This window comes from Streptomyces sp. NPDC044719 (genome assembly GCF_056433405.1).
Window position 1 is genome coordinate 118,913 of the sequence record NZ_JBWKHE010000010.1, and the last position, 24,992, is coordinate 143,904.

The window sequence follows — 24,992 nt, forward strand, 5'->3', positions numbered from 1 at the left end:
CATCTGCGGCTGCGGATCAGGATAGCCCCGGGTGCGCGTCCTGGTGAGAGCGCTCTCGCCCCGCGTTCCTCAGTGCTCGTGCGCCTGCTGCTCGCCTCCGAGTTGCCCGTGCTCGTGCGGGTCGTACCCGGGGATCGTCCCGTCCGGCTTCTTCACGAGGAACAGGCCCACCATCCCCATGTCGGAGTGGCTCTGCACATGGCAGTGGTACATCCAGGCGCCGGCGCCGACCCCCTCCCCCGCGATCACCTGGAAGCCGAAGGAGTCGGCCGGGCCCGTGATCTTGTTGTCGATGACCTGGCTGGGGTCGTCGGGGCCGGTCAGCATGCCGGTGCGGTTGTCCGCCCAGCGGTGACCGTGCATGTGGAACGTGTGGTAGAACTCGCCGTGCGTGATCACGACGAACTCGACGCGATCCCCCACCGTGGCCTCGAAGTTCGGCCCGGAGTGCGGCGGCCTGTTGTTGATGCGCATGTCGTTGAAGACGACCGTGTGCGTCCGGTCCGGCAGGACGTCGCCCTTGCGGCGGACGATGACGGGGCCGAACAGGCCTTTCTGCAGTCCCACCGTGCCGTGTTCGGTGCCGACGACGTGGTCGTGGTAGTGCCAGTAGCCCGCGCTGCCCGCCCGCCAGGTGCCGTCCTTGCGGCGGCCGGGGGCGTGGGTGCGCCAGGTGTAGGTGCGGGTGCCGCCCGGTTCGACATGGCTGCGGTTCATCTTCGTGCCGTCGCTGGTGATTTCGTAGTCCAGGCCGTGGACGTGCAGGCTCACGGCCACGTCCATGGTGTTCTCGAACTCGATGTGCAGGGTGTCGCCCTCGTTGAGCTCGATCAGCGGGCCGGGGACGGTCGCCTTGCCCTTCTCGAGGCCGTAGCCCATCTGACCGTCGGCGAGCTTCTCGGCGTACAGCTTGATGCGCTTCACCTCGCCTCCGGCGGGTGCCGTCTTCGCCGGTCCGTCGGCGCTGATGGCCTCCGGCGCCACGGACAACGATGTCGCGACGGCCGCGGTGCCCAGCAGGACCCGCCGGTTGAAGCTGCGTCTGTCCATGCGGAACTCCCCACCCTGGTAAGGCTTTTACGGAGGCGTACCTGTGATGAACCTGTGCGACGGTACCGGCCGGGCCCCCGTTTATCCACACTCAAGACAAAGTTGGAGCCATCCCGGTCATAGGTATTGGCGAGAGATGCAAAGGGGTTTAGCTTCCTTGGCGGTGTTGCTGTGACCGTGGAGGTGCCCATGCACTTACGAGGGTTGAGCAAGAGAAGACGCGTCTGGGCGGCCTCCGTGGCCGCCGGAGTCGTGACCGCCGGGCTGCTGTCGGGGCCGGCCGCGAACGCGCGGCCCTATCCGGAACCCCCGCTGACAACGATGTCGATCAAGTCGCCGCCGGGCGGCGCGAACGTACGGGTGCTGATCTTCCACGGTTCCGCGGCGGCCGGGGAGGAGTCCCCGGTCGTGAACGCCGGGATCGAGGCGATCGAGAAGATCGGGCTCTCGGGCCCGGCGAACCGCCGGTTCAAAGTCGAAGCCACCGGTGACGCCTCGGTGTTCACCAATGAGACGAGGCTGGGCCGCTTCAACGCGATCGTGTTCCTGACCGGCGGGGGCGACGTCCTCGACGCGGAGCAGGAGGCGGGCCTGGAGGCGTACATGGAGGCCGGCGGCGGTTTCGTCGGCCTCCATGACGCGGCACGCGCGGAGCCGTACTCGGACTGGTTCACCGGACTCGTGGGAGCCCGCCCGGCCGCGTCGAGCCCCTCGGCCGTGCAGCGGGCGACCGTCGAGGTCGGCGACCGCAGGCACCCGGCCACCAAGGAGCTGCCGGTGCAGTGGAAGCACCCGGACAAGTGGCTGAACTGGGTGAAGAACCCGTCGGGTGACGTCCATACGGTGGCCCGGGTACGGGAGTCGAGCTACCAGCCGGGCTCGGGCGCCAACGGCTGGGACCACCCGGTCAGCTGGTGCCGCGACTACGACGGCGGCCGCTCCTTCTACACCGGCATGGGCGGCACGGTGTCGTCGTACGACGAGACCGACTTCCGCACCCATCTGCGCGGCGCGCTGCTGTGGACGACCCGGCTGGAGCAGGCCGACTGCAAGGCGACCATCAACGCCAACTACCAGGCGGAACGGCTGACCAAGCCCAACCAGCCGGGGCAGAACGACCAGATCGGCGAACCGCACGGGCTGGTCACCGCGCCCGACGGCCGGGTGTTCTACATCGGCCGGGGCGGCGCCGACTCCTCGCAGCCGGTGGTCACCGACTGGAACAACCCCGACATCGGCAAGGGCAAGGGCGAGATCCACGTCTACGACCCGAAGACCAAGCAGGTCACACTCGCGGGTGCGCTCACCGTCTTCGGCAACAAGGGCGGCGGCGACGAGCTGGTCAAGGTCGAGGAGGGGCTGCTCGGTATCGAGCTGGACCCGCGGTTCGCGCAGAACGGCTGGGTGTATCTGCACTACACGCCGCACTCGCAGATCAACCGCGACACCCGGATGGCCGAGCGGCGGGTCTCCCGTTTCACACTCGACCAGGCCACCAACAAGCTGGACCTGTCCAGTGAGAAGGTGCTGCTGAAGTGGCCGGTACAGATTCACAGTTGCTGCCATTCGGGCGGCGGGATGGCCTGGGACTCGAAGGGCAATCTCTACATCGCCACCGGTGACAACAACTCCAGCGGATTCAGCTCCGGTTACTCGGGCAACAACCCGCAGCCGAACTACAAGGGCGTCTCCTTCGCGGACGCGCGCCGCACGGCCGGCAACACCAACAACCTCAACGGCAAGATCCTGCGCATCCACCCGGAGCCCGACGGGACGTTCACGCTCCCCGAGGGCAACCTCTTCACCGGGAAGGAGACCGACGAGGGAGGCGGCAAGACCCGCGGCGAGATCTATGTGATGGGGGTCAGGAACCCCGCCCGTATCTTCGTCGACAAGTCGACCGACGTGCTCTACGCGGGATGGGTCGGTCCGGACGCGAGCGCGCCCTCGACGACCTGGGGTCCGGCCAAGTACGACACGTTCGCCGCCATCACCGAGGCGAGCAACCGCGGCTGGCCGTACTGCATGGGCAACAAACAGCCCTACCGGGACCGCAATCTGCCGGACCCGTCCAAGCCGCTGGGCTGGTACGACTGCGACCGCCCGAAGAACGAGTCGCCGAACAACGACGGCCTGGTGAACCTGCCGCCGGTCACCGGCAACAACATCTGGTACTCACCGCAGGGGGGTGCGCCGGACTACCCGCGGGACGCGAACGGCGTCCCGTCGTACAAGCCGGAGGAGGCGACGTACCGGCTGCCCTGGCTGAAGGGCGGTGGCCAGGCCGCGATGAACGGCCCGGTCTACCGGTATGACGCCGGCAGCACGAGCGGGGCGAAGTGGCCCGCCTACTGGGACGGCAAGTGGTTCGTCGGTGACTTCTACGACGCCGACCAGCCGCGCAACGCGGTGCTCATGGACCCGAAGACGCAAGGAGACGGCGGTCTGCCAGTGCACTCGGAGTCGCTGAAGAAGATCGTGCCGATCGGCAACGACGGCATCAAGAACCTCATGGACTGGAAGTTCGGTCCGGACGGCGCGCTGTACGTCCTCGACTACGGCCGCGGCTTCTTCACCTCGGACTCCAGGTCGGCCCTGTGGCGGGTCACCTACAAGGGCGGCGGGCCGACCCCGGCCGCCGACCAGCTGGCGAGGGGGACCGAGTGACCCGGCACGCAAGAATCTGGGCCGCCCTGCTGGCCGCCCTGCTCATGATGCTCGGCGTGCAGGCGATGCCGGCGTCCGGGCAGCCGAAGGCGAAGGCCGCCGAGCAGGTCCTCACCTGGACGGCCGGCAACGACATCGACAAGTACCTCTCGGCGCCGAAGACCGCGGTCGCCGGCTCGGCCACGATCGTGTTCGAGAACAGCGTGGCCACCGGCAACACCACGGGCATGCCGCACACGCTGACGTTCGTGACGAGCGATCCCGAGTTCAACGACGACGTCCAGCTCAACATCCTGGCCAACCCGAACGACGCCCAGGGCGGCAAGTACACCGCCCAGGTCACGCTCACGCCCGGCCGGTACTTCTACCACTGCACGATCCCCGGCCACGGCCAGATGCAGGGCATCCTGACGGTGACCGAGGGCACCGGCGAGGACACCACCGCGCCCGAGGCGTCGGCGCACGTGAGCGGGACGCAGAACACCGAGGGCGAGTACGTCGGCTCGGCGAGCGTGGCGCTGCACGCCACCGACGAGGGCGGCTCCGGCGTCGAGAAGGTCGAGTACGCGATCGGTGACGCGGGTGCCTGGCAGCCGTACACCACGCCGGTCGTCTTCGACCAGGTCGGCACCCACAAGGTCCGATTCCGGGCCTTCGACAAGGCGGGGAACGTCTCCGCCGAGAAGAGCACCGCGTTCACGGTCGTGGCGCCGCAGTCGGACGACACGACCGCGCCGGAGACCTCGGCGACGGTGAGCGGGGAGCGCAACCCCGACGGGGCGTACATCGACATGGCGACCGTCACCGTCTCCGCCTCCGACACCGGCTCCGGGGTCAACACCATCGAGTACGCGATCGGCTCGGGCGCATGGCAGCCGTACACCGCGCCCGTGATGGTGCACGAGGTGGGTGCGCACACCGTCCGCTACCGCGCCGCCGACAAGGCGGGCAACGTGGCGGCGGAGAAGAGCGTGCGGTTCACGGTCGTCGCCGCGCCGCCGCGGGACACCACCCCGCCGGTGACGGGCGTGGCCGTGGAGGGCACGAAGAACTCCGCCGGGGCGTACGTCAACAGCGCCCGGGTGACCGTCACGGCGACCGACGAGCACGGTTCGGGCGTCGAGAGGATCGAGTACTCGCTCGACGGCGGGCCGTACCTCGCGTACGCCGCCCCGGTGGTGGTCGACCGGGCGGGTGCGCACACCGTGGCGTACCGGGCCACGGACAAGGCCGGCAACACCGCGGCGGCCCGCACCGTCACCTTCACGGTCGTCTCGGGCCAGGTTCCGGCGCCCGACTGCCCCGAGTACGACGAGCGGACGACGGTGTTCGTCGGCACGGTGGACTCCGGGGTGCGCAACCGGGTCACCGACAACCGCTGCCGGATCGGCGAGTTGATCGAGGACGAGAAGGAGTGGACGTCCCACGCGCTGTTCCTCAAGCACGTGACGTCCGTCCTCGACGCGCTGCTGAAGGAGGGCGTGATCGACCAGCGCGAGTACAACGCCGTCCGGAAGGCCGCCCGCCAGTCCGGCATCGGCAAGCCCGGCCAGACCGAGGGCTATCGCGCGCTCTTCGACGGCAGCGCGGAGTCCCTGGCCAAGTGGCAGCAGGTGGGCGGCGGTTCGTTCGGGCTGAACGCCGACGGGACGATCACCTCCAGCACCACGACGCCCGGCATGGGCATGCTGTGGTTCCCGGAGCGCAAGTACGGCGACTTCTCGCTGAAGCTCCAGTGGCGTGACGACGCACCGGGCACGGGCAACGCCAACTCCGGTGTGTTCGTGCGCTTCCCCTGGGTCCACGACCACCCGGAGGAGTCGCGCCCGGAGTGGGTCGCCATCAAGTACGGGCACGAGGTGCAGGCGCTCGACCGGCCCGACGGCGACATGTACAAGACGGGGTCGGTCTACGGCTTCGACCGGGTGGGGCTCGCCGGAGCCGGCGTGACCCAGAAGGGCACCTGGAACGACTACGAGATCCGCGTGGTCGACCAGCACTACTCGGTGTACCGCAACGGTGTGCTGATCAACGAGTTCGACAACACCGGCGGCCAGGCGTTCACCCCGCCCCGCTCGGACGACCCGGGCACGGACGGGCGGCGGTTCGCCTCCGGCTACCTCGGGCTCCAGGTGCACGGCACGACGGACGTGGTGTCCTACCGGGACATCCGGATCAAGGAGCTGTAGGCGTCAAGGAGCCGTAGGAGGCTTCTCCTTGCGGGCCCTGCTCGGCTGTACCCGTCTGGGTTCTCCCGGCATCTTCGGATACTCGGGCGGGTACGGCAGGTCCCCCAGCCCGTGGTCGTGCTCGTCACGGCGGGCGAGGTCGAGCAGGGACTCCAGGGAGTAGCGGTGGTCGTCCATGTCCGCGTGCACGTCGCCGAGTTCGGCGAAGCGCGCGGGCATGGTCGAGAGGTCGAAGTCCTGGGGGTGGGCGACCCCCACCTCGTCCCAGCGCAGGGGCGCGGAGACCGGGGCGTGCGGGCGGGGCCGTACCGAGTAGGCGGAGGCGATCGTGCGGTCGCGTGCCGTCTGGTTGTAGTCCACGAAGATGCGTCTGCCCCGCTCCTCCTTCCACCACTTGATGGTCACCTGGTCCGGCATGCGCCGTTCCAGCTCCCTGCCGACGGCGATGGCGGCGCGCCGGACCTGGGTGAAGGTCCAGCGCGGTTCGATGGGCACGAAGACGTGCAGGCCCCGGCCGCCCGAGGTCTTGGGGAAGCCGCGCAGCCCGCCGAACTCGTCGAGGACGGCACGGAGTTCGTGGGCGGCGCGGACCGCGTCCTCGTAGTCGGTGCCGGGCTGCGGGTCGAGGTCGATGCGGAGTTCGTCCGGGCTGTCGACGTCGTCGCGGCGCACCGGCCAGGGGTGGAAGGTGAGGGTGCCGAACTGGGCGGCCCACACCACCGCTCCGACCTCGGTGGGGCACATCTCGTCGGCGCTGCGGCCGCTGGGGAAGGTGATGTGCGCGGTCGGGATCCAGTCGGGCATGTTCTTGGGCGCCCGCTTCTGGAAGAAGTTCTCGCCGTTCACGCCCTCGGGGTAGCGCTCCAGGGTGGTGGGCCGGTCGCGCAGGGCGCGCAGGATTCCGGGGCCGACGGCGAGGTAGTAGCGGGCGAGGTCCAGCTTGGTGAAGCCGCGCTCCGGGAAGAACATCTTGTCCGGGCTGGACAGCCGTACGGTCCGGCCGCCCGCTTCCAGTTCCACCGCGTCACCCATGCTCGCCACGGTAGGCGCAGGGCGTGGGCCGCGCATGCGGAGCGTTCGGGCGTCACGGGGCGCGCAGGCGGGTGGCGAGGAGGGTGACGTCGTCCTCGGTGGTGCCGTGCACGAGGCGGGCGAGGAGGGCGTCGACGACGCTCTCCAGGGGACCGTCGATGTCGAGGCGCAGATGCGTCAGGCGTCGCAGCGAGGAGTCGATGTCCCTGCGGCGGTCCTCGATCAGCCCGTCGGTGTACATGAGCAGCACGGTTCCGGGCCGCACCGGCAGGGTCAGTGCCTCGTACCCGCCGAGGTCGGTGCCGAGGGGCGGTCCGGTCGGGACGTGCACGAGTTCGGCCGGTTCGTCGGGGTGCAGCAGCACGGGCGGCGGGTGCCCGGCGCCGGCGAAGGTGCAGGTGCCCTGGCCGGGGTCGACGAGGGCGAGCAGACAGGTGGCCACCCGGTCCAGGCCGATGCTCGCCAGCCGGTGGTCGGCCTCCTGGAGGATCCGTTCGACGGGGGCGCCGGTGGCGGCGATGCTGCGCAGCAGGGAGCGGTACTGGCTCATGGCGACGGCGGCGGTGAAGCCGTGGCCCATGACGTCGCCCATCACCTGGAGGGTGCGGCCGCAGGGCAGGGCCATCGAGTCGAACCAGTCCCCGCCGACGAGGGCGCGCTGCCCGGCGGGGAGGTAGCGGGAGGCCGTCTCGATGTCCGGGTGCGGGGTGCCGGGCTCGGACATCAGGGCGCGTTGCAGTTCCAGTGCCATGGTGTGTTCGAGGGTGTACTGCCGGGCGTTGTCGATGGAGACGGCGGCCCGGGCGGCGAGTTCCTGGGCCACGACGACGTCCTCGTCGGTGAAGGGCGCCGAGTCTCCGGCGCGGCACAGGTACAGGACCCCGACCGGGTGGTCCCGCGTGGGCAGGGGAACCACGACGACGGAGTGGATCCCGACGTCGCGGAGCACCTCCACGTTGAGTTGCGTGCGCAGCATCTTCAGCATGACGTCGTCCGAGGCGAGGTTCCCCACCCACGGGCGCCCGGTGTCGAGGCAACGCCGGGTCGGGGAATCGCGAGGGACGTCGAAGTAGTACCCGGACTCCGCGGTGAGACCGATGCGGCCGACGACGTCCGGGCCGCCCGCCGAGGCGATGACCCTCAGCCGGAGGACGCCGGGGGCCGGGGGCGGCAGATCATCTGCCCCCTCCGTGTCCAGCGTCCATACCGCCGCCCGGTCGGCGAGGCTCGGCACGACGAAGTCGGCCAGTTCCCCACAGGTCTGCTCGACGCGGAGTGTGGTGCCGACCCTGGTCGCGGCGGTGTCCAGCAGGGCAAGGCGCTGGTGAGCCCGCTCCAGGTCGTCCATGTACTGGCGCAGACCGCTGACCTCCACGGCGACGCCGCACAGGCCGAGCACACGGTCGTGGTCCTCCAGCCGGTGGTAGACCGCGCTCCACTGCCGCTGCCGGAACGGCGTCGGGGCGCGTGTGGTGCCGGTGACGGTCAGGGCCCTGGAGCGGCCGTCCCCGAGGACCATGCGCAGGACGTCCTCCGAGCGGTGGATGTTCGGCAGTACCTCGGCCATGGTCCGGCCGTGGAACTCATCGGGCCGCACACCGCCCATACGGGCCATGGCTTCGTTGACGTACCGGAAGCGCAGCCGTTCGTCGAGGATGGCCACCGCGGCCGAGGTGCCGTCCAGGACGTTGCGGAGGATCTGGTACTCGTGGGCCTGCTCGACGGCCTCGTCGGGTGCGCCAGAGAGCATCGACACGAGGGCGTCCTCGGCACCGGAGAAAAGCGACTTCAGCGGTAGCTGGTCGAAGCCCACGCGGATCCTCCTCGTCCGCCCCCCGCATCAGAGCACGCCACGTTCCAGTGTGTCGCCGGGGCCCCGCCTCCGCATCCTCGGATGATCCCATCCTGACCTGCGGCTTTCCCCTCCGTGCTCAACAGGCGGAGCCCGGGGGCGGCTCTTAGAGTCAAGGCATGGACCTCCCGGTGATGCCCCCCGTGCTGCCCATGCTCGCCAAGTCCGTGGCGGCGATCCCCGTAGGTATGCAGTACGAGGCCAAGTGGGACGGCTTCCGGGCGATCGTGTTCCGCGACGGGGACGAGGTCGAGCTCGGCAGCCGTACGGGCAAGCCGCTGACCAGGTACTTTCCCGAGCTGGTGACGGCTGTGCGGGAGCGGTTGCCGGAGCGCAGTGTGGTGGACGGGGAGATCGTGATCGCCCGGGAGGGGCATCTGGACTTCGACGCGCTGACGGAGCGGATCCATCCGGCGGACTCGCGGGTGCGGATGCTGGCGGAGCGGACGCCGGCCTCGCTCGTCGCCTTCGATCTGCTGGCGCTGGGGGACGAGTCGCTGATGGACGTCCCGATGACCGACCGGCGGGAGCGGCTGGCCGGGGAGCTGGCGGGGGTGACGGCGCCGGTGCATCTGGCTCCGGCGACCACCGACATCGAGGTGGCGCGGCAGTGGTTCGAGCAGTACGAGGGGGCGGGCCTGGACGGTGTCATCGCCAAGCCGCTGACCGTGCGCTACCGCCCGGACGAACGCGCGATGTTCAAGATCAAGCACGAACGCACGGCGGACGTGGTGGTCGCCGGGTACCGCCTGCACAAGAGCGGCCCCGTGGTGGGCTCGCTGCTGCTCGGCCTCTACGACGACCGGGGCACCCTCCAGCATGTGGGCGTGTCCGCCGCCTTCCCGATGAAGCGGCGCGCCGAGCTGGTGGAGGAGCTGGAGCCGCTGCGGATGGACGACGCCACAGGGCATCCGTGGGCCGCCTGGGGTGAGGAGGCCGCGCACGAGAAGGCCCGGCTGCCCGGGGCGCCGAGCCGCTGGTCGGGCCGCAAGGACCTGTCGTGGGTGCCGCTGCGGCCGGAGCGGGTGGCCGAGGTGGCGTACGACCACATGGAGAACGGGCAGCGTTTCCGGCACACCGCCCGCTTCCGCCGCTGGCGCCCGGACCGGACCCCCGAGAGCTGCACCTACGCGCAGCTCCAGGAGCCGGTCCGCTACGACCTGGCGGAGATCCTCGGGGGCTGAGCGAGGCTCAGGGCTGCATCAGCACCTTGACCGCGCCGTCCTGCTTGCGCTGGAACATCTCGTACGCGTGCGGAGCCTCCGACAGCGGCACCCGGTGGGTGGCGAAGTCCTCCACGCCGAGCGGGTCCTCGTCGGTCAGGTACGGGATGATGTCGTCGCTCCAGCGGCGGACGTTGGCCTGGCCCATCCGCAGCTGGATCTGCTTGTCGAACAGGGTGAGCAGCGGCAGCGGGTCCGCCATGCCGCCGTAGACGCCCGAGAGCGAGATGGTGCCGCCGCGGCGCACCAGCTCGATGGCTGTGTGCAGCGCGGCCAGCCGGTCGACGCTGAAGCGCTCGGCGATCGGGCCGCCCAGCTTGCGGGGCAGGACCGCCGCGGTGTTCTGCACCATGCGGGCGGCCGCGCTGCCGTGGGCCTCCGTGCCGACCGCGTCGATCACGGCGTCCGGGCCACGGCCGTCGGTCTCGTCGCGGATCGCGGCGACCAGTTCCTTCTCGTCGTCGAAGGACCTGAGGTCGTACGTCTCCACGCCTCGCGCGCGGGCCCGGCGCAGCCGCTCCGGGACCAGGTCCACGCCGAACACCCGCCCGGCGCCCTGGAGCTGGGCGACGCGGCAGGCCATGTCGCCGATGGGTCCGAGGCCGAGCACGGCGACGCTGCCGCCCTGCGGGACGCCGGCGTAGGCGACCGCCTGCCAGGCGGTGGGCAGGACGTCGGAGAGGTAGACGAACCGGTCGTCGGGCGGGCCTTCCGGGACCTTGATCGGGCCGAACTGCGCCTGCGGGACCCGCAGGTACTCGGCCTGGGCACCCGGCACGGCGCCGTACAGGCGGGTGTAGCCGAACAGGGCGGCACCCATGCCCTCGCCGCTGACCTGGGTGGTCTCGCACTGGGTGGGCAGGCCGGTGAGGCACATCCAGCAGTTTCCGCAGGCGATCTGGAACGGCACCACGACCCGGTCCCCGGCCTGGAGGTCGGGTACACCGGCGCCGACCTCCTCGACGATGCCCATGGGTTCATGGCCGAGGATGTCCCCCGGTGTCATGAACGGCGTGAGCACTTCGTACAGATGCAGGTCGGAGCCGCACAACCCGGTGGAGGTGATGCGGATGACCGCGTCCGTCGGCTCCTGGATCGTCGGATCGGGCACGTTCTCCACCCGCACGTCACGCTTGCCCTGCCAGGTCACTGCCCTCATCGCCTCGCGCTCCCTCCGTCGGCGTGCGCGTCGGTCGTTTCGGCGAGTCCCCGAGTACCCGGGTGCCCCGCACTGAACCTTGAGCCGATCGGCGGATGCGACGGGGACACCGTCCCGCCAGAAACGATCGCCTGTGGCCATTGATGCTCAGATAAGCGCACAATCAGGACAAACGGATGACATGAGGCGCGGTGGCGACGGTGGGCATGGGACGAGAGGCGCGCGGACGGCGGGCGGCGACGACAGCGGCGCTGCTGGCCGCGACGGTGACGGCGGCCCTGGCGGCGGGCTGCACCAGCGGGGGCGGTCCGCCGGACGACGGTCGGGGACCGGCCAGTGCGTCGGAACGCGGCGCCTCACCCACGGCGACCGGCGGATCCGTGCTCGCCGTCAAGATCGACAACGCCGGCGCGGCCCGGCCGCCCACGGGTGTCGACGCCGCGGACGTGGTGTACGTGGAGCAGGTCGAGGGCGGGCTGAGCCGCCTGATGGCGGTGTACGCGACGAAGCTGCCGCAGGCGGTCGGCCCGGTGCGCAGCGCACGCGAGTCCGATCTGGAGCTGCTGCGCCAGTTCGACCGGCCCACACTCGCCTTCTCCGGCGCCCAGACGAAGCTCCTGCCGCTGATCGACAAGGCGCCGCTGCGCGCGGCGACGCCGGGCAGCGCCTCCGACGCCTTCTTCCGCGACCCCGACAGGTCGGCCCCGCACAACCTCTATGTGCGGCCCGAGCGGATCATGCCGGAAGCCCCTGGCCTGGCCGCCCTGACCACCGGCTTCCGCTACGGCTCCGCCCCCGCGGGCGGCACCGGGACGAACTCGCAGACGGTGCGCTATCCGGCGGCCCGTTTCACCTTCACCTGGTCGGACTCCCGGGACCGCTGGCTGGTCGGCATGGACGGCACGCCGGCCACGACGGCGGACGGCGAGCGGATGGCGGCCGCGACGGTCGTCGTGCAGTACGTGAAGGTGCGCGAGTCCGCCTTCCGGGACTTCCTCGGCAACAACACGCCGTACACCGAGACGGTGGGCTCGGGGAAGGCGAAGGTGCTGCGCGACGGGCGGGCCTTTGACGTGAACTGGGAGCGCGAGGACGCGACGGACGGCACGGCGTTCACCACTCGCGACGGCACACCCGTGAACTTCGCGAAGGGCCAGGTGTGGGTGGTGTACGCCGAGGCGCCCTGACCGGCCCGCGCGGGCCGCGCCGGTCAGCGGGGCGCCACCAGGGACTCGCCCGGATTGCGCAGGCCTTCGGCCGCGTCCGACACCCGCCGGATCAGGTCGAAGAACACCGTCTGCTCCTCGGCGGTCAGCGGCGCGAGGAAGATCTGGTTCATCCGGGCGGTGCGCACGGTCAGCTTGCGGTGGGTGCGCACACCGTCTTCCGTGAGGCGCAGCAGGAAGCGGCGGCCGTCCTGCGGGTCACGGACCTTGTCGAGCAGCCCGCGCCGGATGAGCCGGCTGATCACCTCGGCGATGGTGGACCGGTCGAGCCCCACCCGCTCCCCCACCGTGCGCTGGTCCAGGCCGGGCTCGGCGACGAGTGTGTTGAGGACCGCGTACTGGGGCGAGGTGATCTCCTCGGAGACCATCGTGTTCCACAGCAGGTAGTGCGCCTGCTGGAGCCGCCGGGCCAGGTGCCCGGGGTGGGTGGTGAGGTCGGCCGCCGCCATGTGCACCCCTCGGTCGGTTTTCGTTGGTGCACTGAACAATACCGGTCTGCTCCCGGGCTGTCTGCCGACCACACAGGGGAGCGGAGGCGCATACGTCGAGCTCTTGACGCCCTGCTGCGGCGATGGCAGCGTGAGAGGAGCTTCACGGAAATACTCAGTGCGCTGACTAATCAAGGTCGGGGTGCTCGGAAGAGATGGGGCTTCTCGGATGGACAAGGTGGTCGCCACAGCCCTGGAGGCGGTGGCCGATGTGCCCGACGGCGCGTCGCTCGCGGTGGGCGGTTTCGGGCTGAGCGGTGTGCCGAACGTGCTGATCCAGGCGCTTTACGAGCGCGGGGTGGCCGGGGTGTCGGTGGTCTCCAACAACTGCGGGGCGATGGAGTCGGGCCTCGCGGTCCTGCTCGCCGCCGGCCGGATCGCCCGGGTGACGGGCTCCTACATCGGCGCGAACAAGGAGTTCGCCCGGCAGTACCTGGCCGGGGAGCTGGAGGTCGAGCTGATCCCCCAGGGCACGCTGGCCGAGCGGCTGCGGGCCGGCGGCGCCGGGATCCCCGCCTTCTACACCCCCGCCGGGGTGGGCACCCAGGTCGCCGAGGGCGGTCTGCCGTGGCGCTACGACGGTGAGGGCGGGGTCGCGCTGGCCTCGCCGCCGAAGGAGGTCCGGGAGTTCGACGGGGAGGAGTTCGTGCTGGAGCGGGGCATCCGCACCGACTTCGCCCTGGTCCGGGCGGCGAAGGGCGACCGGCACGGGAACCTGGTCTTCAACAAGTCCTCCCGCAACTTCAACCCCCTCGCGGCGATGGCCGGGCGGGTGACGATCGCCGAGGTGGAGGAACTGGTGGAACCCGGCGAGATCGATCCGGACGCGGTGCACCTGCCCGGCATCTTCGTGCAGCGGGTGCTCGCGCTCACCCCCGAGCAGGCGGCGGACAAGAAGATCGAGCAGCGGACGGTGAGGTCCTGATGGCCTGGACGCGTGAACAGATGGCCGCGCGGGCGGCGCGGGAACTGCGGGACGGCCAGTACGTCAACCTCGGCATCGGCCTGCCCACCCTCATCCCCAACTACCTGCCCGAGGGCGTCGAGGTCGTCCTCGAATCGGAGAACGGCATTCTGGGCACCGGCCCCTACCCCACCGAGGACACCGTCGACCCGGACCTGATCAACGCGGGCAAGGAGACGGTGACGGTCCTGCCGGGCGCGTCCTTCTTCGACTCGGCGCTGTCCTTCTCCATGATCAGGGGCGGGCACATCGACGTGGCCGTGCTCGGTGCCATGCAGGTGTCCGAGCGGGGCGACCTGGCCAACTGGGCGATCCCCGGCAAGCTGATCACCGGTATCGGCGGGGCGATGGACCTGGTGCACGGCGCCCGTACGGTCGTCGTCGTCATGACCCACACCGCCAAGGACGGCTCGGCGAAGATCCTCACCGAGTGCGCCCTGCCGCTGACCGGCAAGGGTTGTGTGAACCGGATCATCACCGACCTCGGCGTCCTCGACGTCACCGAGGACGGGCTCGTCCTGGTCGAGACCGCACCGGACGTGAGTGCCGAGGAGATCGTCGCGAGGACCGACGCCGAACTGACCGTCCCGGAGGGCCTGAAGTGAAGGACGTCTACCTCGTCGACGCGGTCCGCACCCCCATCGGCCGCTACAACGGCTCTCTCGCCTCGGTCCGCCCGGACGACCTCGGCGCGCACGCGATCCGCGAACTGCTCGCCCGCACCCCGGACCTGGATCCGGCGCGCATCGAGGACGTGTACTTCGGCAACGCCAACGGCGCTGGAGAGGAGAACCGCAACGTCGGCCGCATGGCGGCCCTGCTGGCGGGGCTGCCCACCTCGGTGCCGGGCGTGACCGTCAACCGGCTGTGCGCGTCCGGTCTGGAGGCCGTGATCCAGGCGGCTCGCGCCATCGCCGTCGGGGACGCCTCGATCGCCGTGGCCGGTGGCGTCGAGTCGATGACCCGGGCGCCCTATGTGCTGCCCAAGTCCGACAAGCCCTTCCCGGCCGGGCACACCGAGTTGTACTCCACCACCCTCGGCTGGCGCATGGTCAACCCCCGCATGGAGCCGCAGTGGACGATCCCGCTGGGCGAGTCGGCCGAACTCATCGCCGACAAGCACAAGATCAGCCGTGAGCAGCAGGACGAGTTCGCGCTCCGCAGCCATGCCAAGGCGGCGGGTGCGCAGGCACAGGGGCTGTTCGATGCGGAGTCGGCACCCGTGGCGGTCCCGCAGCGCAAGGGCGACCCGGTGGTCTTCGCCGCCGACGAGTGTGTCCGTCCGGACGCCTCCCTGGCGGCGATGGCCAGGCTGAAGCCGTCGTTCCGGGCGGAGGGCGGCACGGTGACCGCGGGCAACGCGTCACCGCTCAACGACGGGGCCGCAGCGTTGCTCCTCGTCGACGAGGAGGGCCTGAGGGCCACGGGGCGCGAGCCGCTGGCCCGGGTGTCCGCCACCGGCGTCTCCGCGACCGACCCGCACTACTTCGGGCTGGCGCCCGTGGAGGCCGTCAACCGGGCGCTGGCCAAGGCGGGCAAGGGCTTCGACGACCTGTCGGTGCTGGAGCTGAACGAGGCGTTCGCGGCGCAGGTGCTGGGGTGTGTGGCCGAGTGGCCCGAGTTCGACCCGGCGATCCTCAATCCGCAGGGTGGTGCGATCGCCCTTGGCCATCCGCTGGGTGCGTCCGGGGCACGGCTCGCCGGGACTGTCGCCCACCAGCTCGCCCGGCGCGGCAGTGGCGTCGGTGTCGCCACGCTGTGTATCGGCGTGGGCCAAGGGCTTGCGCTTGTTCTGGAACGTTAGGCGTTCGGCTGCGGGCCGTGTGTGGCTGGTCGCGCAGTTCCCCGCGCCCCTGACGGGGCACGATCCTCAAGAACCTCAGGGACCCCCATGACTCTCACTCAGCACGACATCGACCAGGAGATCGCGGCCGAGCACGCCGCGTACGAGAAGCGGCTCGCCGACGGCGGGCCCGTCGAGCACCAACCGCGTCGCGACTACGCGCCGTACCGCTCCTCGGTGCTCCGGCACCCCAAGCAGCCGCCGGTCACCATCGACGTCAGCAAGGACCCGGAGCTGGTGGAGCTGTCCTCCCCGGCCTTCGGGGAGCGGGACATCACCGAGATCGACAACGACCTCACCCGGCAGCACGACGGCGAGCCGATCGGCGAGCGCATCACCGTCTCCGGCCGGCTGCTGGACCGCGACGGCCGTCCGGTGCGCGGCCAGCTCGTGGAGATCTGGCAGGCCAACTCGGCGGGCCGCTACGCCCATCAGCGCGAGCAGCACGACGCCCCGCTGGACCCGAACTTCACCGGCGTGGGCCGCACGCTCACCGACGCCGAGGGCCGCTACCGCTTCACCACCGTCCAGCCGGGCCCGTACCCGTGGCGCCAGCACGTCAACGCCTGGCGGCCGGCCCACATCCACTTCTCGCTCTTCGGCTCGGCCTTCACCCAGCGGCTCGTGACGCAGATGTACTTCCCGAGCGACCCGCTGTTCCCCTACGACCCGATCATCCAGTCGGTGACGGACGACGCGGCCCGGCAGCGACTGGTCGCCACGTACGACCACAGCCTGTCGGTGCCGGAGTTCTCGATGGGCTACCACTGGGACATCGTGCTCGATGGGCCGCAGGCCACCTGGATCGAAGAAGGGCGCTGACCTGCCATGACGAAGATCGACACCAGCAGGCCCGAGAGCGTGCTGCCCACCCCCTCGCACACCGTCGGCCCGTTCTACGGCCACGCCCTGCCGTTCCGCGGCGGTGAGGACATCGCGCCCGCAGGACATCCGGACACGGTCACCGTGCACGGCTACGTCACCGACGGCGAGGGCAAGCCGCTGCCCGACGCCCTGATCGAACTGTGGGGCCCGGACCCGCAGGGCAACCTGGCGACGGCCGACGGTTCGATGCGCCGCGACCCGGCCTCGGGCGGCTTCCTGGGGCGCAACGGCGTGGAGTTCACGGGCTGGGGACGCGTCCAGACCGACGCGAACGGCCACTGGTACGCGCGCACGCTGCGGCCCGGTGCGCGCGGACGGAACGCCCCGTACCTCAGCGTGTGCGTCTTCGCGCGCGGGCTCCTCCTGCATCTGTACACCCGGCTCTACCTGCCCGGCGACGTGGCGGCGCTCGCCGCCGACCCGCTGCTGTCCCGGCTGGAGGACGGGCGCCGCGACACGCTGATCGCCGTGGAGGAGGCGCGCGGCACGTACCGTTTCGACATCCGCCTTCAGGGCGAAGGCGAGACGGTCTTCCTGGAGTTCCAGTGACAGCTGCGCACGGCGACACCGGCCTGCTCGCCCCCGGGTGGGCCGACTCGGCGGCCGCGTCCGCCACGAGCGACCACGCGTATCTGCGGGCGCTGCTCGAGGCGGAGGCGGCGCTGACCCGGGCCCAGGCGGCGCTGGGACTCGCCCCCGCCGAGGCCGCGACGGCGGTGACCGAGGCGGCCGCGGGCGCCTTCGACGTACCGTCCCTCGCCGCGCGGGCCCGCGCGGGCGGCAACCCCGTCATTGCGCTGGTCGCGGAGCTGACGAAGGCCGTCGGCGAGGAGCACGGCCCCTACGTCCACCGGGGCGCGACCAGCCAGGACATCATGGACACGGCCACGATGCTGGTCGCCGCGCGGACCCTGGACCTGCTGCTCGCCGACCTCGGACGCACCGAGCGGGCCCTCGCCCGGCTGGCCGCCGAGCACCGGGACACCGCGATGCCGGGGCGGACGCTCACCCAGCACGCCGTACCCACGACGTTCGGGCTGAAGGCGGCCGGATGGCGGGCGCTGGTCCTCGACGCACGGGACCGGACGACGGCCGTACGGGACTCGTTGCCCGCCCAACTCGGCGGCGCGGCGGGCACGTTGGCCGCGTTCGGGGCGTACGGCGCGAGCGATCCGACCGGGCTGCCGGCGGCGTACGCCCGTGAACTCGGCCTCAGGGCACCCGATCTGCCCTGGCACACCCTGCGGACGCCGGTCGCCGACCTCGCCGGATGCCTCGCCTTCACGGCGGGCGCGCTCGGGAAGATCGCCGTGGACGTCCTCACCCTGTCGCGCACCGAGATCGCCGAGGTCGCGGAGGGCAGCGGCGGGGGCTCGTCCGCCATGCCGCACAAGTCCAACCCCGTACGGTCCACCCTCATCGCGTCCGCCGCGCGACGGGCACCGCAGCTCGCGGCCACGCTGTACGGCTCGCTGGCGGCGGAGGACGAGCGGCCGGCCGGGTCCTGGCACGCCGAGTGGGAGCCGCTCAGGGACCTGCTGCGGCTGGCCGGCGGGGCCGCCAGGGACGCCGTGGAGCTGGCCGAGGGACTACGGGTCAGGCCCGAGGTGATGCGCGAACACCTGGACCTGACCGGCGGGTTGATCGTCTCCGAGCGGCTGTCCGCCGAACTGGCCCCGGTGCTGGGCCGCGCCCGCGCCAAGGAACTCCTCACCCGGCTGGCCGCCGGGGGACGCCCGCTCGCCGAGGCACCGGAGCTGGCGGGCGTCGACCTCGACCCCACCCACTACACCGGCTCCGCCGGAGCCCTCACCGACCGTGCTCTGGAGCGACGTTGACACTCCTGAACCACCGCAGCGAAGGCCCCGCCTCCGCTCCCCCGCTGCTGCTCGGCCCCTCCCTCGGCACGTCGTACGCCCTGTGGGACAAGGTGGCGCCCGAGTTGTCGATCACCCACCGGGTGGTCCGCTGGGATCTGCCGGGGCACGGCGGTTCGGCGGCCGGGCTCATCGAGGCCGGCGCGACGGTCGGTGACCTCGCCGGCCTGGTGCTGGCACTCGCCGACTCGCTCGGCATCGAACGGTTCGCGTACGCGGGCGTGTCGCTGGGCGGGGCCGTGGGCCTGCATCTCGCGGCGCACCGTCCGGAGCGGCTGTCGTCGCTCGCCATGATCTGCTCGTCGGCGCACTTCAACGGTCCCGGGCCGTGGGAGGAACGGGCCGCGCTGGTGCGGCGGGAGGGGCTCGCCGGGCTCGCGGAGGGCGCGGACGCGCGCTGGTTCACGTCCGGGTTCACCGTGCCCGAGCTGGTGCGGGACCATCGGGACGCCGACCCGGGCGCGTACGCCGCATGCTGTGACGCGCTCGCCGCGTTCGATCTGCGGGACCGGCTGCCCGAGATCGCCGTGCCGACGCTGCTGGTCGCCGGCCGCGAGGATCCGGCGACACCGCCCGCGCATCTGCGGGAGATCGCCGACGCGGTGCCGGGCTCGACGCTCGTCGAGCTCCCGGGCGCCTCGCATCTGGCCCCCGCACAGTGCCCGGAAGCCGTGCTGACCGCGCTGCGGGCCCACTTCGGCGAGTCCGCCGGACGCGGGATGGAGGTGCGGCGCGAGGTGCTCGGCGACCCGCACGTCGACCGGGCGCAGGCCCGGCAGACGCCCTTCACCGCGCGCTTCCAGGACTTCATCTCGCGCTACGCCTGGGGCGAGATCTGGACCGACCCGACGCTGTCGCGCCGCGAGCGCAGCATGATCACCCTGACCGCGCTGGTCGCGCACGGCCACTACGACGAACTGGCCATGCACGTCCGGGCGGCCCGCCGCAACGGACTCACGCCCGACGAGATCGGCGCCGTGCTGCTGCAGACGGCCGTGTACTGCGGGGTGCCGGCGGCGAACTCGGCGTTCGCGACGGCCCAGCGGGTACTGGCCGAGGAGGACCCCACCGGAGGGTGATCCCGCTGGTCGTGGGCCGCGACGGCGCACCCGAGCCCTGTGGGCGCACGCTGCGGCGTCCGACCCCGCGGTGCGCGGTCGGCTCGCGGCGGTGACCGACCAGCCGCTCCGCGTCTGAGCTACGCCGGTCCGACGCCGGCCTTGAGCACGGCCCGGGCCCGCTCCGCCAGTCCGTCGGCACCGCACGAGACGGCCAGGTCCAGGCCGCGCTCGAGCTCGCTCACCGAGCGGGCCAGGATGCCGTACTCGATGCGGGCCGCCGCGTGCTCGTACTGGCAGGGCGACGCCTCCAGGTAGGTGACGGCCTGGGCGGCGAGCCGGACCGCGCGCTGCCCGGTCTCCAGGGCGGCGGCGCAGCGCAGGGCCTCGCCGATGGCGGTGTCCGTGCCGAAGCGCTCTGCCTGCCGGCGGACGTCGACGGCGAGCCGGGCGGCACGGGCCGGGTCCTCGGTGCTGAGGGCCCGGGCGAGGTCGGTGGCCCAGGGGACGAGTACGGGGTTGTGGTGGCCGCGTGCCGCCGCGGCCTTCTCGGCGGCCTCCAGTTCGTTGATGCCGTCCTTGGTGCGGCCGACGGCCAGCAGCAGCCGGCCGCGCACCGAGCGCGGGTCCGGCAGGACGATGGTGGAGGGGTAGGGCGGGGCGAAGCCGTACCGTTCGGCGACCTCCCACGCCTCCTGGACATGGCCGCGGGCGAGCAGCGTGTCGACGAGGTTGCAGGTCGCGGACCAGTACAGCGGCAGGCCGCGGCCGACGCGCTCGGCGAGGCGCAGCGACTCGCGCAGGGACGACTCCGCCTCCTTCAGCCGGCCCCGCCTGCGGTGGCCGAGCCCGACGTAGGCGTGCGCGAGAGCGAGGTGGCCGCCGCTCCAGCCGGCCGTCTCGTAGGCGCGCAGGGCCTCGTTGTAGAGGGTCTCGGCGCGGTCGAGGCGGTCGGTGAAGGCGTACGCGTTGGCCAGCATCAGCAGCAGTTCGATGCCCCACTCGGTGTCGGTCCAGCCGAGCCCGGGGGCCAGGCGGCCGTTGACGAGGGCACGGTCGCACAGTTCGGCGACCTCCTCCGCGTTCTCGCCGTGCATGAGGGCGTCGAAGCCGCGCAGCATGAGCAGCGCGCGTTCGGAGTTGTCCCGGCCGGTGCAGGTGGCGGCGAGATCGGCGAGCCGCCGGGAGCGGTCGGGTGAGCCGGCCTCGCCGGCGTGTATGCCCTCCCACATGAACTGCACGGCCTGGAGCCGCATCCGGGCGGGCCCGGGCCGGAGCCGGGCGGCCTCCGCCTCGACCGTGCGGACCGCTTCCTCCAGCTGGTCGTTGTGGAGCAGCGCCTGGGAGAGGCGGAAGACGGCGTCGACCCGCTTGTCCCCGCCGAGGCCGGGCATGCCGAGCGCGGTCCGCAGATGGCCGATGGTGCGGGCGGGCGCGGTCAGGAAGGTGGCCTCGGCCAGTTCGTACAGCACGTGCGGGTGCGACTGAGGCCGGGGTGGTTCCCTCAGGGCGCGCTCCAGGCAGCGGCGGGCGGCGTCGGGGGCGCCGACGGCGAGGTGCTCGCGGGCGGCCTCGCGCAGCTGCCCGACGAGTTCCTCGTCGTCGTCCGGGTGGACTTCGAGGAGGTGGCGGGCGGCCGCGGCGGCGCCGCGCCCCTCGTCGGTGACGATCCGGGCGGCGATGCCGTGCATGGCGGTGCACAGGGCGTCGGGTATGGAGTTGTAGACGGCGGTGGCGATCAGCGGGTGGACGAACTCCAGGTCGCCGTCGGCGCCGCGGCCGGTCGCGGGGTCGGGTGTGGTGAGGATGCGGGCGGTGCGCAGCAGTTCGGCGCAGCGGCGGGCGTCGTCGGGCCCCAGGGTGGCGAGTTTGGCGACCAGGCCGGTGGTGATGCCGGTGCCGAGGATGGCGGCGGCCCAGGCGAACCGAGTCGCGTCGATGCCGAGTTCCTCCAGGCGGGCGACGAGGCCGCCGCCCCGGGCCGAGCGGTTCAGTTCGCGCAGCTCCCCGGCCCGGGCCTCGACGGGTTCGACCTCGCTGTCCTGGACCTTGGCGAGGAGTTCGACGGTCTCGTAGGGGTTGCCCGCGGTGACGGCCCAGACCTCGCGGCAGAACGCTGCGTCGGCGTGCGGGCCGAGGGTGGCGCGGGTGAGTCCGGCCGTCGCGTCCGGGGTGAGCGCGCTCAGCGTCGCGACGGGGCCGTCCGCGGCGGCGGCGACGGTGTCGAGGTGGCGGGCGCTGGTGCCGGAGACCTCGCCGGGGCGGCGGGTGACCACGACCAGCACGGACATCTCGTCGAGGCGCTCGGCGAGCCCGGCCAGCCAGTGCAGGGTCTCCTGGTCGGCCCAGTGGGCGTCGTCGATCAGCAGCACCAGCGGCCAGTCCCGGCGGGCGAGCCGGCGCACGGCGGCGACCAGTCCGTCGCACACGCCCTGCGGGTCGGCCTGCCGGTCGCCGGGTTCCGCTATGCCGAGGGCGGGGCCGGCGATGTCGTACCAGTCGCCGAGGTACTCGCGGGCCTCCTCCGGGAGCATCGACACCAGTGCCGGCTGCAGCAACTGCCGTACCACGTTGAAGGGGACCGACCTCAGGGTCTCGCCGCCGCGTGCCGACCAGACCGTGCAGCCGCGGGCTTCGGCGATGCGGCGGGTTTCGGCCAGCAGCGTGGTCTTGCCGAGTCCGGCCTCGCCGCGGAAGACCAGCAGTCCGCCGGACGAGGAGCGGTCCGCGCACAGGCCCTCGACCGCCCGCGCGACGGCGGCGACTTCCTCGTCGCGCTCCCAAAGGGAAGCCGAGGCGCCGGCCGTGGGCCGTACCTCCGTCATCCCGCTACCTCCCCAAGTCGCCCGAACGACGTACAGACGTCGAGCGTAGCCGTCCGATTGCCTGAGCGGAGGGCGGTCCGGGCACCAGTTGCCGTGACGGGTGACACCGACGGCGATCGGACGGCACAACCGGCCCGTCACCAGCCGCCTTCGAGTCAACAAGGCACAACGGTACGGGAGGTGACGTTCATTCACCAGGGACGGGACACACGGCGCGGCCGGCGGGCGCTGGTCGCGGGGTCGGTGGGCAATCTCATCGAGTGGTACGAGTTCGGCGTCTACGGCTACTTCGCGACGATCATCGCGGCGCGGTTCTTCACGCCGGAGGGCGGCAGCGAGATCGAGGCTCTGGTGAAGACGTACGCGTCGTTCGCGCTCGCGTTCTTCTTCCGACCGGTCGGGGCGGCGCTTTTCGGCCGTCTCGGGGACCGGGTCGGCCGTCGCCCGGTGCTGATCCTGGTGATCACGCTGATGACGGTGGCGACGACGCTCATCGGCGTGCTGCCGACGTACGCCCAGGCGGGCGCTCTGGCGCCCTGGCTGCTCACCCTCCTGCGGGTCCTCCAAGGGCTGTCGGCCGGCGGGGAGTTCGGCGGGGCGGTGTCGGTGATGACGGAGTTCGCTCCGCCGGGCCGGCGGGGCCTGTACGGGTCGTGGCAGTCGTTCACGGTGGCACTGGGGCTGCTGGGCGGTGCGGGCGCGGCGGCGCTGCTGGCCACCGTGCTGACCGAGGAGCAGCTCGGCGCGTGGGGCTGGCGGCTGCCGTTCCTGCTGACGCTGCCGCTGGGGCTCGGGGCGTTGTGGCTGAGGCTGCGGCTGGACGAGACGCCGGAGTTCGTGGCGGAGCGGTCGCGGGAGACGCCCCCTCCGCGCGAGGTCGCGAGGGCGATCGCGCTGGGCGCGGGGCGGATCATGGGCTGGGCCGCGGCCGGATACACGTTCCTCGTGGTGCTGCCGTCGTATCTGCAGAGTTCGCTGGGTGCGAGCTTCCAGCAGGCGCTGGTCGCCACCGTGCTGGCCAATCTGGGCTTCGCGGTGACGATCGTGCCCGCGGGGCTGCTCAGTGACCTGCTCGGACGGAGGGCGGTGATGCTGACGGGCGCCGTGCTGGTCGTGGTCCTCTCGGTGCCCTTGCTCAACCTTCTGCAGGAGCCCGGCGTTTCGAACACCGTGAAGGGTGTGGCGGTGTGCGGCGCGGGTGCCGTGGTGGGGCTGATGGCGGGGCCGGGCCCGGCGATGCTGTCGGAGATGTTCCCGGCACGGGTGCGATATACGGGCCTGGGACTCGCCTACGCGCTGTCCAATGCGGTGTTCTCGGGGTGCGCCGGGCTCATCATCACGGAGACGATCGAGCGGACGGGGAGCGTGGACATCCCCGCGTACTACGCGGCGGCGGCGTGCGCGGTGAGCGTACCGGCCCTGCTCACGCTGCCCTCGCGGAGGGTGCGCGGGGCGGAAGCGGCAGCGGAGAGGACGGGTTGAGGCGATGCGGGTGATCGGTCTGATGTCCGGCACGTCGTACGACGCGATCGACGCGGCGGCGGCCGAGCTGGACCTCGTCGGCGACAGCCTGGTGCTGAAGCCGCTCGGCATGGTGAGCGAGGCGTACGACGGCGAACTGCGCGAGACCCTGTCGGCCGCCCTGCCGCCGGGGACCACCACACTGGGCGAGGTGTGCCGGCTGGACACCCGGATCGGGCAGGCCTTCGCGGCGGCCGCGCTCCGGGCCGGCCGCGAACTCTGCGACGGGCGGGCCGAGTCGGTGGCCTCGCACGGGCAGACCGTCTACCACTGGGTCGCCGAGGGAGAGGTCCACGGCACGCTTCAGCTCGGACAGCCGGCCTGGATCGCCGAGGCGACCGGGCTGCCGGTCGTCGCCGACTTCCGGCCGCGTGACATCGCCGCCGGCGGGCAGGGGGCGCCGCTGGTCAGCCTGGTCGACCAGCTGTGGCTGCGCGGCCGGCCGGGCCGGCCCGTCGCACTCAACGTCGGTGGTATCGCCAACCTCACCGCACCCGACGGGACCGCCTTCGACACCGGCCCGGGCTGCGCGCTGATCGACGCGGCGGCGCGGGGGTTCAGCGGCGGGGCCCTGTCCTACGACACGGACGGGGCCCTGGCCGCCCGGGGCCGGGTGCACGGGCCGCTGCTGGACCGGCTGCTCCAGGAGCCGTACTACGCGCTGCCCGCCCCCAAGACGACGGGCAAGGAGCTGTTCCATCTCGGTCATCTGCGGGACGCGCTGGCCGGGTTCGGGACGCTGCCCGCCGAGGACGTCGTCGCCACGCTGACGAGGCTCACGGCGCGGACCGTGGCGGACGCGGTGCGGTCGGTGGGCGCGACGGAGGTGATCGCCTCCGGCGGCGGGACGCGCAACCCCGTGCTGATGAGGATGCTCGGGGAGCTGCTGCCCGGGGTGGCGGTGCGCGCGTCGGACGAACTGGGCCTGCCGTCCGGGGCGAAGGAGGCCTACGCCTTCGCCGTCCTGGGGTTCCTGACCCTGCACGGCCTGCCCGGCAGCTCACCCACGAGCACCGGTGCCCGGCATCCGAGCGTGCTGGGATCGGTGACCCCGGGCCGGGACGGGTTGCGGCTGCCACCGCCCGCCCGCACGTTTCCGTCCCGCTTGATCCTGGAATGACCGGTCCTGGTCG

At 71.9% G+C, this 24,992-nt stretch carries 19 protein-coding genes; 13 read left to right on the forward strand and 6 right to left on the reverse strand.

Going from position 1 to position 24,992, the window contains the following annotated elements; all coding sequences use genetic code 11:
- Window positions 1-69: 69 nt before the first annotated feature.
- Window positions 70-1,050: a multicopper oxidase domain-containing protein gene (locus AC07DF_RS34855; protein WP_478980448.1), complete on the reverse strand. Its 981-nt coding sequence runs from the start codon at window positions 1,048-1,050 to the stop codon at window positions 70-72.
- 189 nt (window positions 1,051-1,239) lie between these two features.
- On the opposite strand from AC07DF_RS34855, the gene AC07DF_RS34860 reads away from it, so the two are divergent.
- On the forward strand, window positions 1,240-3,717 hold the full coding sequence (locus AC07DF_RS34860; RefSeq protein ID WP_478980450.1) for a ThuA domain-containing protein: 2,478 nt from the start codon (window positions 1,240-1,242) through the stop codon (window positions 3,715-3,717).
- Between the two features lie 44 nt (window positions 3,718-3,761).
- On the forward strand, window positions 3,762-5,906 hold the full coding sequence (locus AC07DF_RS34865; RefSeq protein WP_478980769.1) for an OmpL47-type beta-barrel domain-containing protein: 2,145 nt from the start codon (window positions 3,762-3,764) through the stop codon (window positions 5,904-5,906).
- Between the two features lie 3 nt (window positions 5,907-5,909).
- Here the strand turns inward: AC07DF_RS34865 and ligD are convergent, their stop codons facing one another.
- Together ligD and AC07DF_RS34875 are read right to left on the reverse strand one after the other, a co-directional pair.
- Window positions 5,910-6,938 carry a non-homologous end-joining DNA ligase gene (gene ligD, locus AC07DF_RS34870; protein ID WP_478980452.1) on the reverse strand — a complete coding sequence of 343 codons (1,029 nt, stop codon included), beginning with the start codon at window positions 6,936-6,938 and terminating at the stop codon, window positions 5,910-5,912.
- 52 nt (window positions 6,939-6,990) lie between these two features.
- Complete coding sequence (locus AC07DF_RS34875; RefSeq protein ID WP_478980454.1) at window positions 6,991-8,751, reverse strand: SpoIIE family protein phosphatase; 1,761 nt, start codon at window positions 8,749-8,751, stop codon at window positions 6,991-6,993.
- Window positions 8,752-8,909: 158 nt separating this feature from the next.
- Here AC07DF_RS34875 and AC07DF_RS34880 point away from each other — a divergent pair, with 158 nt between their 5' ends.
- Window positions 8,910-9,974, forward strand: a complete 1,065-nt coding sequence (locus tag AC07DF_RS34880) for an ATP-dependent DNA ligase (protein ID WP_478980456.1) — start codon at window positions 8,910-8,912, stop codon at window positions 9,972-9,974.
- Window positions 9,975-9,981: 7 nt separating this feature from the next.
- Here AC07DF_RS34880 and AC07DF_RS34885 read toward each other — a convergent pair whose 3' ends face one another.
- Window positions 9,982-11,172 carry a zinc-dependent alcohol dehydrogenase gene (locus AC07DF_RS34885; RefSeq protein WP_478980458.1) on the reverse strand — a complete coding sequence of 397 codons (1,191 nt, stop codon included), beginning with the start codon at window positions 11,170-11,172 and terminating at the stop codon, window positions 9,982-9,984.
- A 206-nt stretch (window positions 11,173-11,378) separates the two neighbouring features.
- Here AC07DF_RS34885 and AC07DF_RS34890 point away from each other — a divergent pair, with 206 nt between their 5' ends.
- Window positions 11,379-12,359 (forward strand): DUF3048 domain-containing protein, encoded by a 981-nt coding sequence (locus AC07DF_RS34890; RefSeq protein ID WP_478980460.1) that lies wholly within the window; start codon window positions 11,379-11,381, stop codon window positions 12,357-12,359.
- A gap of 23 nt (window positions 12,360-12,382) precedes the next feature.
- Here the strand turns inward: AC07DF_RS34890 and AC07DF_RS34895 are convergent, their stop codons facing one another.
- Window positions 12,383-12,847 (reverse strand): MarR family winged helix-turn-helix transcriptional regulator, encoded by a 465-nt coding sequence (locus AC07DF_RS34895; RefSeq protein ID WP_478980462.1) that lies wholly within the window; start codon window positions 12,845-12,847, stop codon window positions 12,383-12,385.
- A gap of 208 nt (window positions 12,848-13,055) precedes the next feature.
- Between AC07DF_RS34895 and AC07DF_RS34900 the strand changes: the two genes are divergently transcribed.
- From AC07DF_RS34900 to pcaDC, 7 genes are all read left to right on the forward strand, one after another.
- A complete protein-coding gene (locus tag AC07DF_RS34900) occupies window positions 13,056-13,811 on the forward strand; it encodes a CoA transferase subunit A (protein WP_382486434.1) in 756 nt (251 codons plus the stop codon).
- On the forward strand, window positions 13,811-14,455 hold the full coding sequence (locus AC07DF_RS34905) for a CoA transferase subunit B (protein WP_478980463.1): 645 nt from the start codon (window positions 13,811-13,813) through the stop codon (window positions 14,453-14,455). The genes AC07DF_RS34900 and AC07DF_RS34905 overlap by 1 nt, the downstream gene beginning before the upstream one ends.
- Entirely contained in the window at window positions 14,452-15,654 is a 1,203-nt protein-coding gene (locus AC07DF_RS34910) for a thiolase family protein (RefSeq protein ID WP_478980465.1), read from the forward strand. The genes AC07DF_RS34905 and AC07DF_RS34910 overlap by 4 nt, the downstream gene beginning before the upstream one ends.
- Before the next feature lie 87 nt (window positions 15,655-15,741).
- On the forward strand, window positions 15,742-16,515 hold the full coding sequence (gene pcaH, locus AC07DF_RS34915; protein WP_478980467.1) for a protocatechuate 3,4-dioxygenase subunit beta: 774 nt from the start codon (window positions 15,742-15,744) through the stop codon (window positions 16,513-16,515).
- Window positions 16,516-16,521: 6 nt separating this feature from the next.
- Complete coding sequence (gene pcaG, locus AC07DF_RS34920; RefSeq protein ID WP_478980469.1) at window positions 16,522-17,127, forward strand: protocatechuate 3,4-dioxygenase subunit alpha; 606 nt, start codon at window positions 16,522-16,524, stop codon at window positions 17,125-17,127.
- A complete protein-coding gene (pcaB, locus tag AC07DF_RS34925) occupies window positions 17,124-18,416 on the forward strand; it encodes a 3-carboxy-cis,cis-muconate cycloisomerase (protein ID WP_478980471.1) in 1,293 nt (430 codons plus the stop codon). The genes pcaG and pcaB overlap by 4 nt, the downstream gene beginning before the upstream one ends.
- Entirely contained in the window at window positions 18,413-19,534 is a 1,122-nt protein-coding gene (gene pcaDC, locus AC07DF_RS34930; protein ID WP_478980474.1) for a bifunctional 3-oxoadipate enol-lactonase/4-carboxymuconolactone decarboxylase PcaDC, read from the forward strand. Before pcaB ends, pcaDC begins: the two co-directional genes overlap by 4 nt.
- A 119-nt stretch (window positions 19,535-19,653) precedes the next feature.
- Here pcaDC and AC07DF_RS34935 read toward each other — a convergent pair whose 3' ends face one another.
- Window positions 19,654-22,338: an ATP-binding protein gene (locus tag AC07DF_RS34935; RefSeq protein WP_478980476.1), complete on the reverse strand. Its 2,685-nt coding sequence runs from the start codon at window positions 22,336-22,338 to the stop codon at window positions 19,654-19,656.
- Between the two features lie 180 nt (window positions 22,339-22,518).
- On the opposite strand from AC07DF_RS34935, the gene AC07DF_RS34940 reads away from it, so the two are divergent.
- On the forward strand, window positions 22,519-23,820 hold the full coding sequence (locus tag AC07DF_RS34940; RefSeq protein ID WP_478980478.1) for an MFS transporter: 1,302 nt from the start codon (window positions 22,519-22,521) through the stop codon (window positions 23,818-23,820).
- 4 nt (window positions 23,821-23,824) lie between these two features.
- Window positions 23,825-24,979: an anhydro-N-acetylmuramic acid kinase gene (locus AC07DF_RS34945; protein WP_478980480.1), complete on the forward strand. Its 1,155-nt coding sequence runs from the start codon at window positions 23,825-23,827 to the stop codon at window positions 24,977-24,979.
- Window positions 24,980-24,992 lie beyond the last annotated feature (13 nt).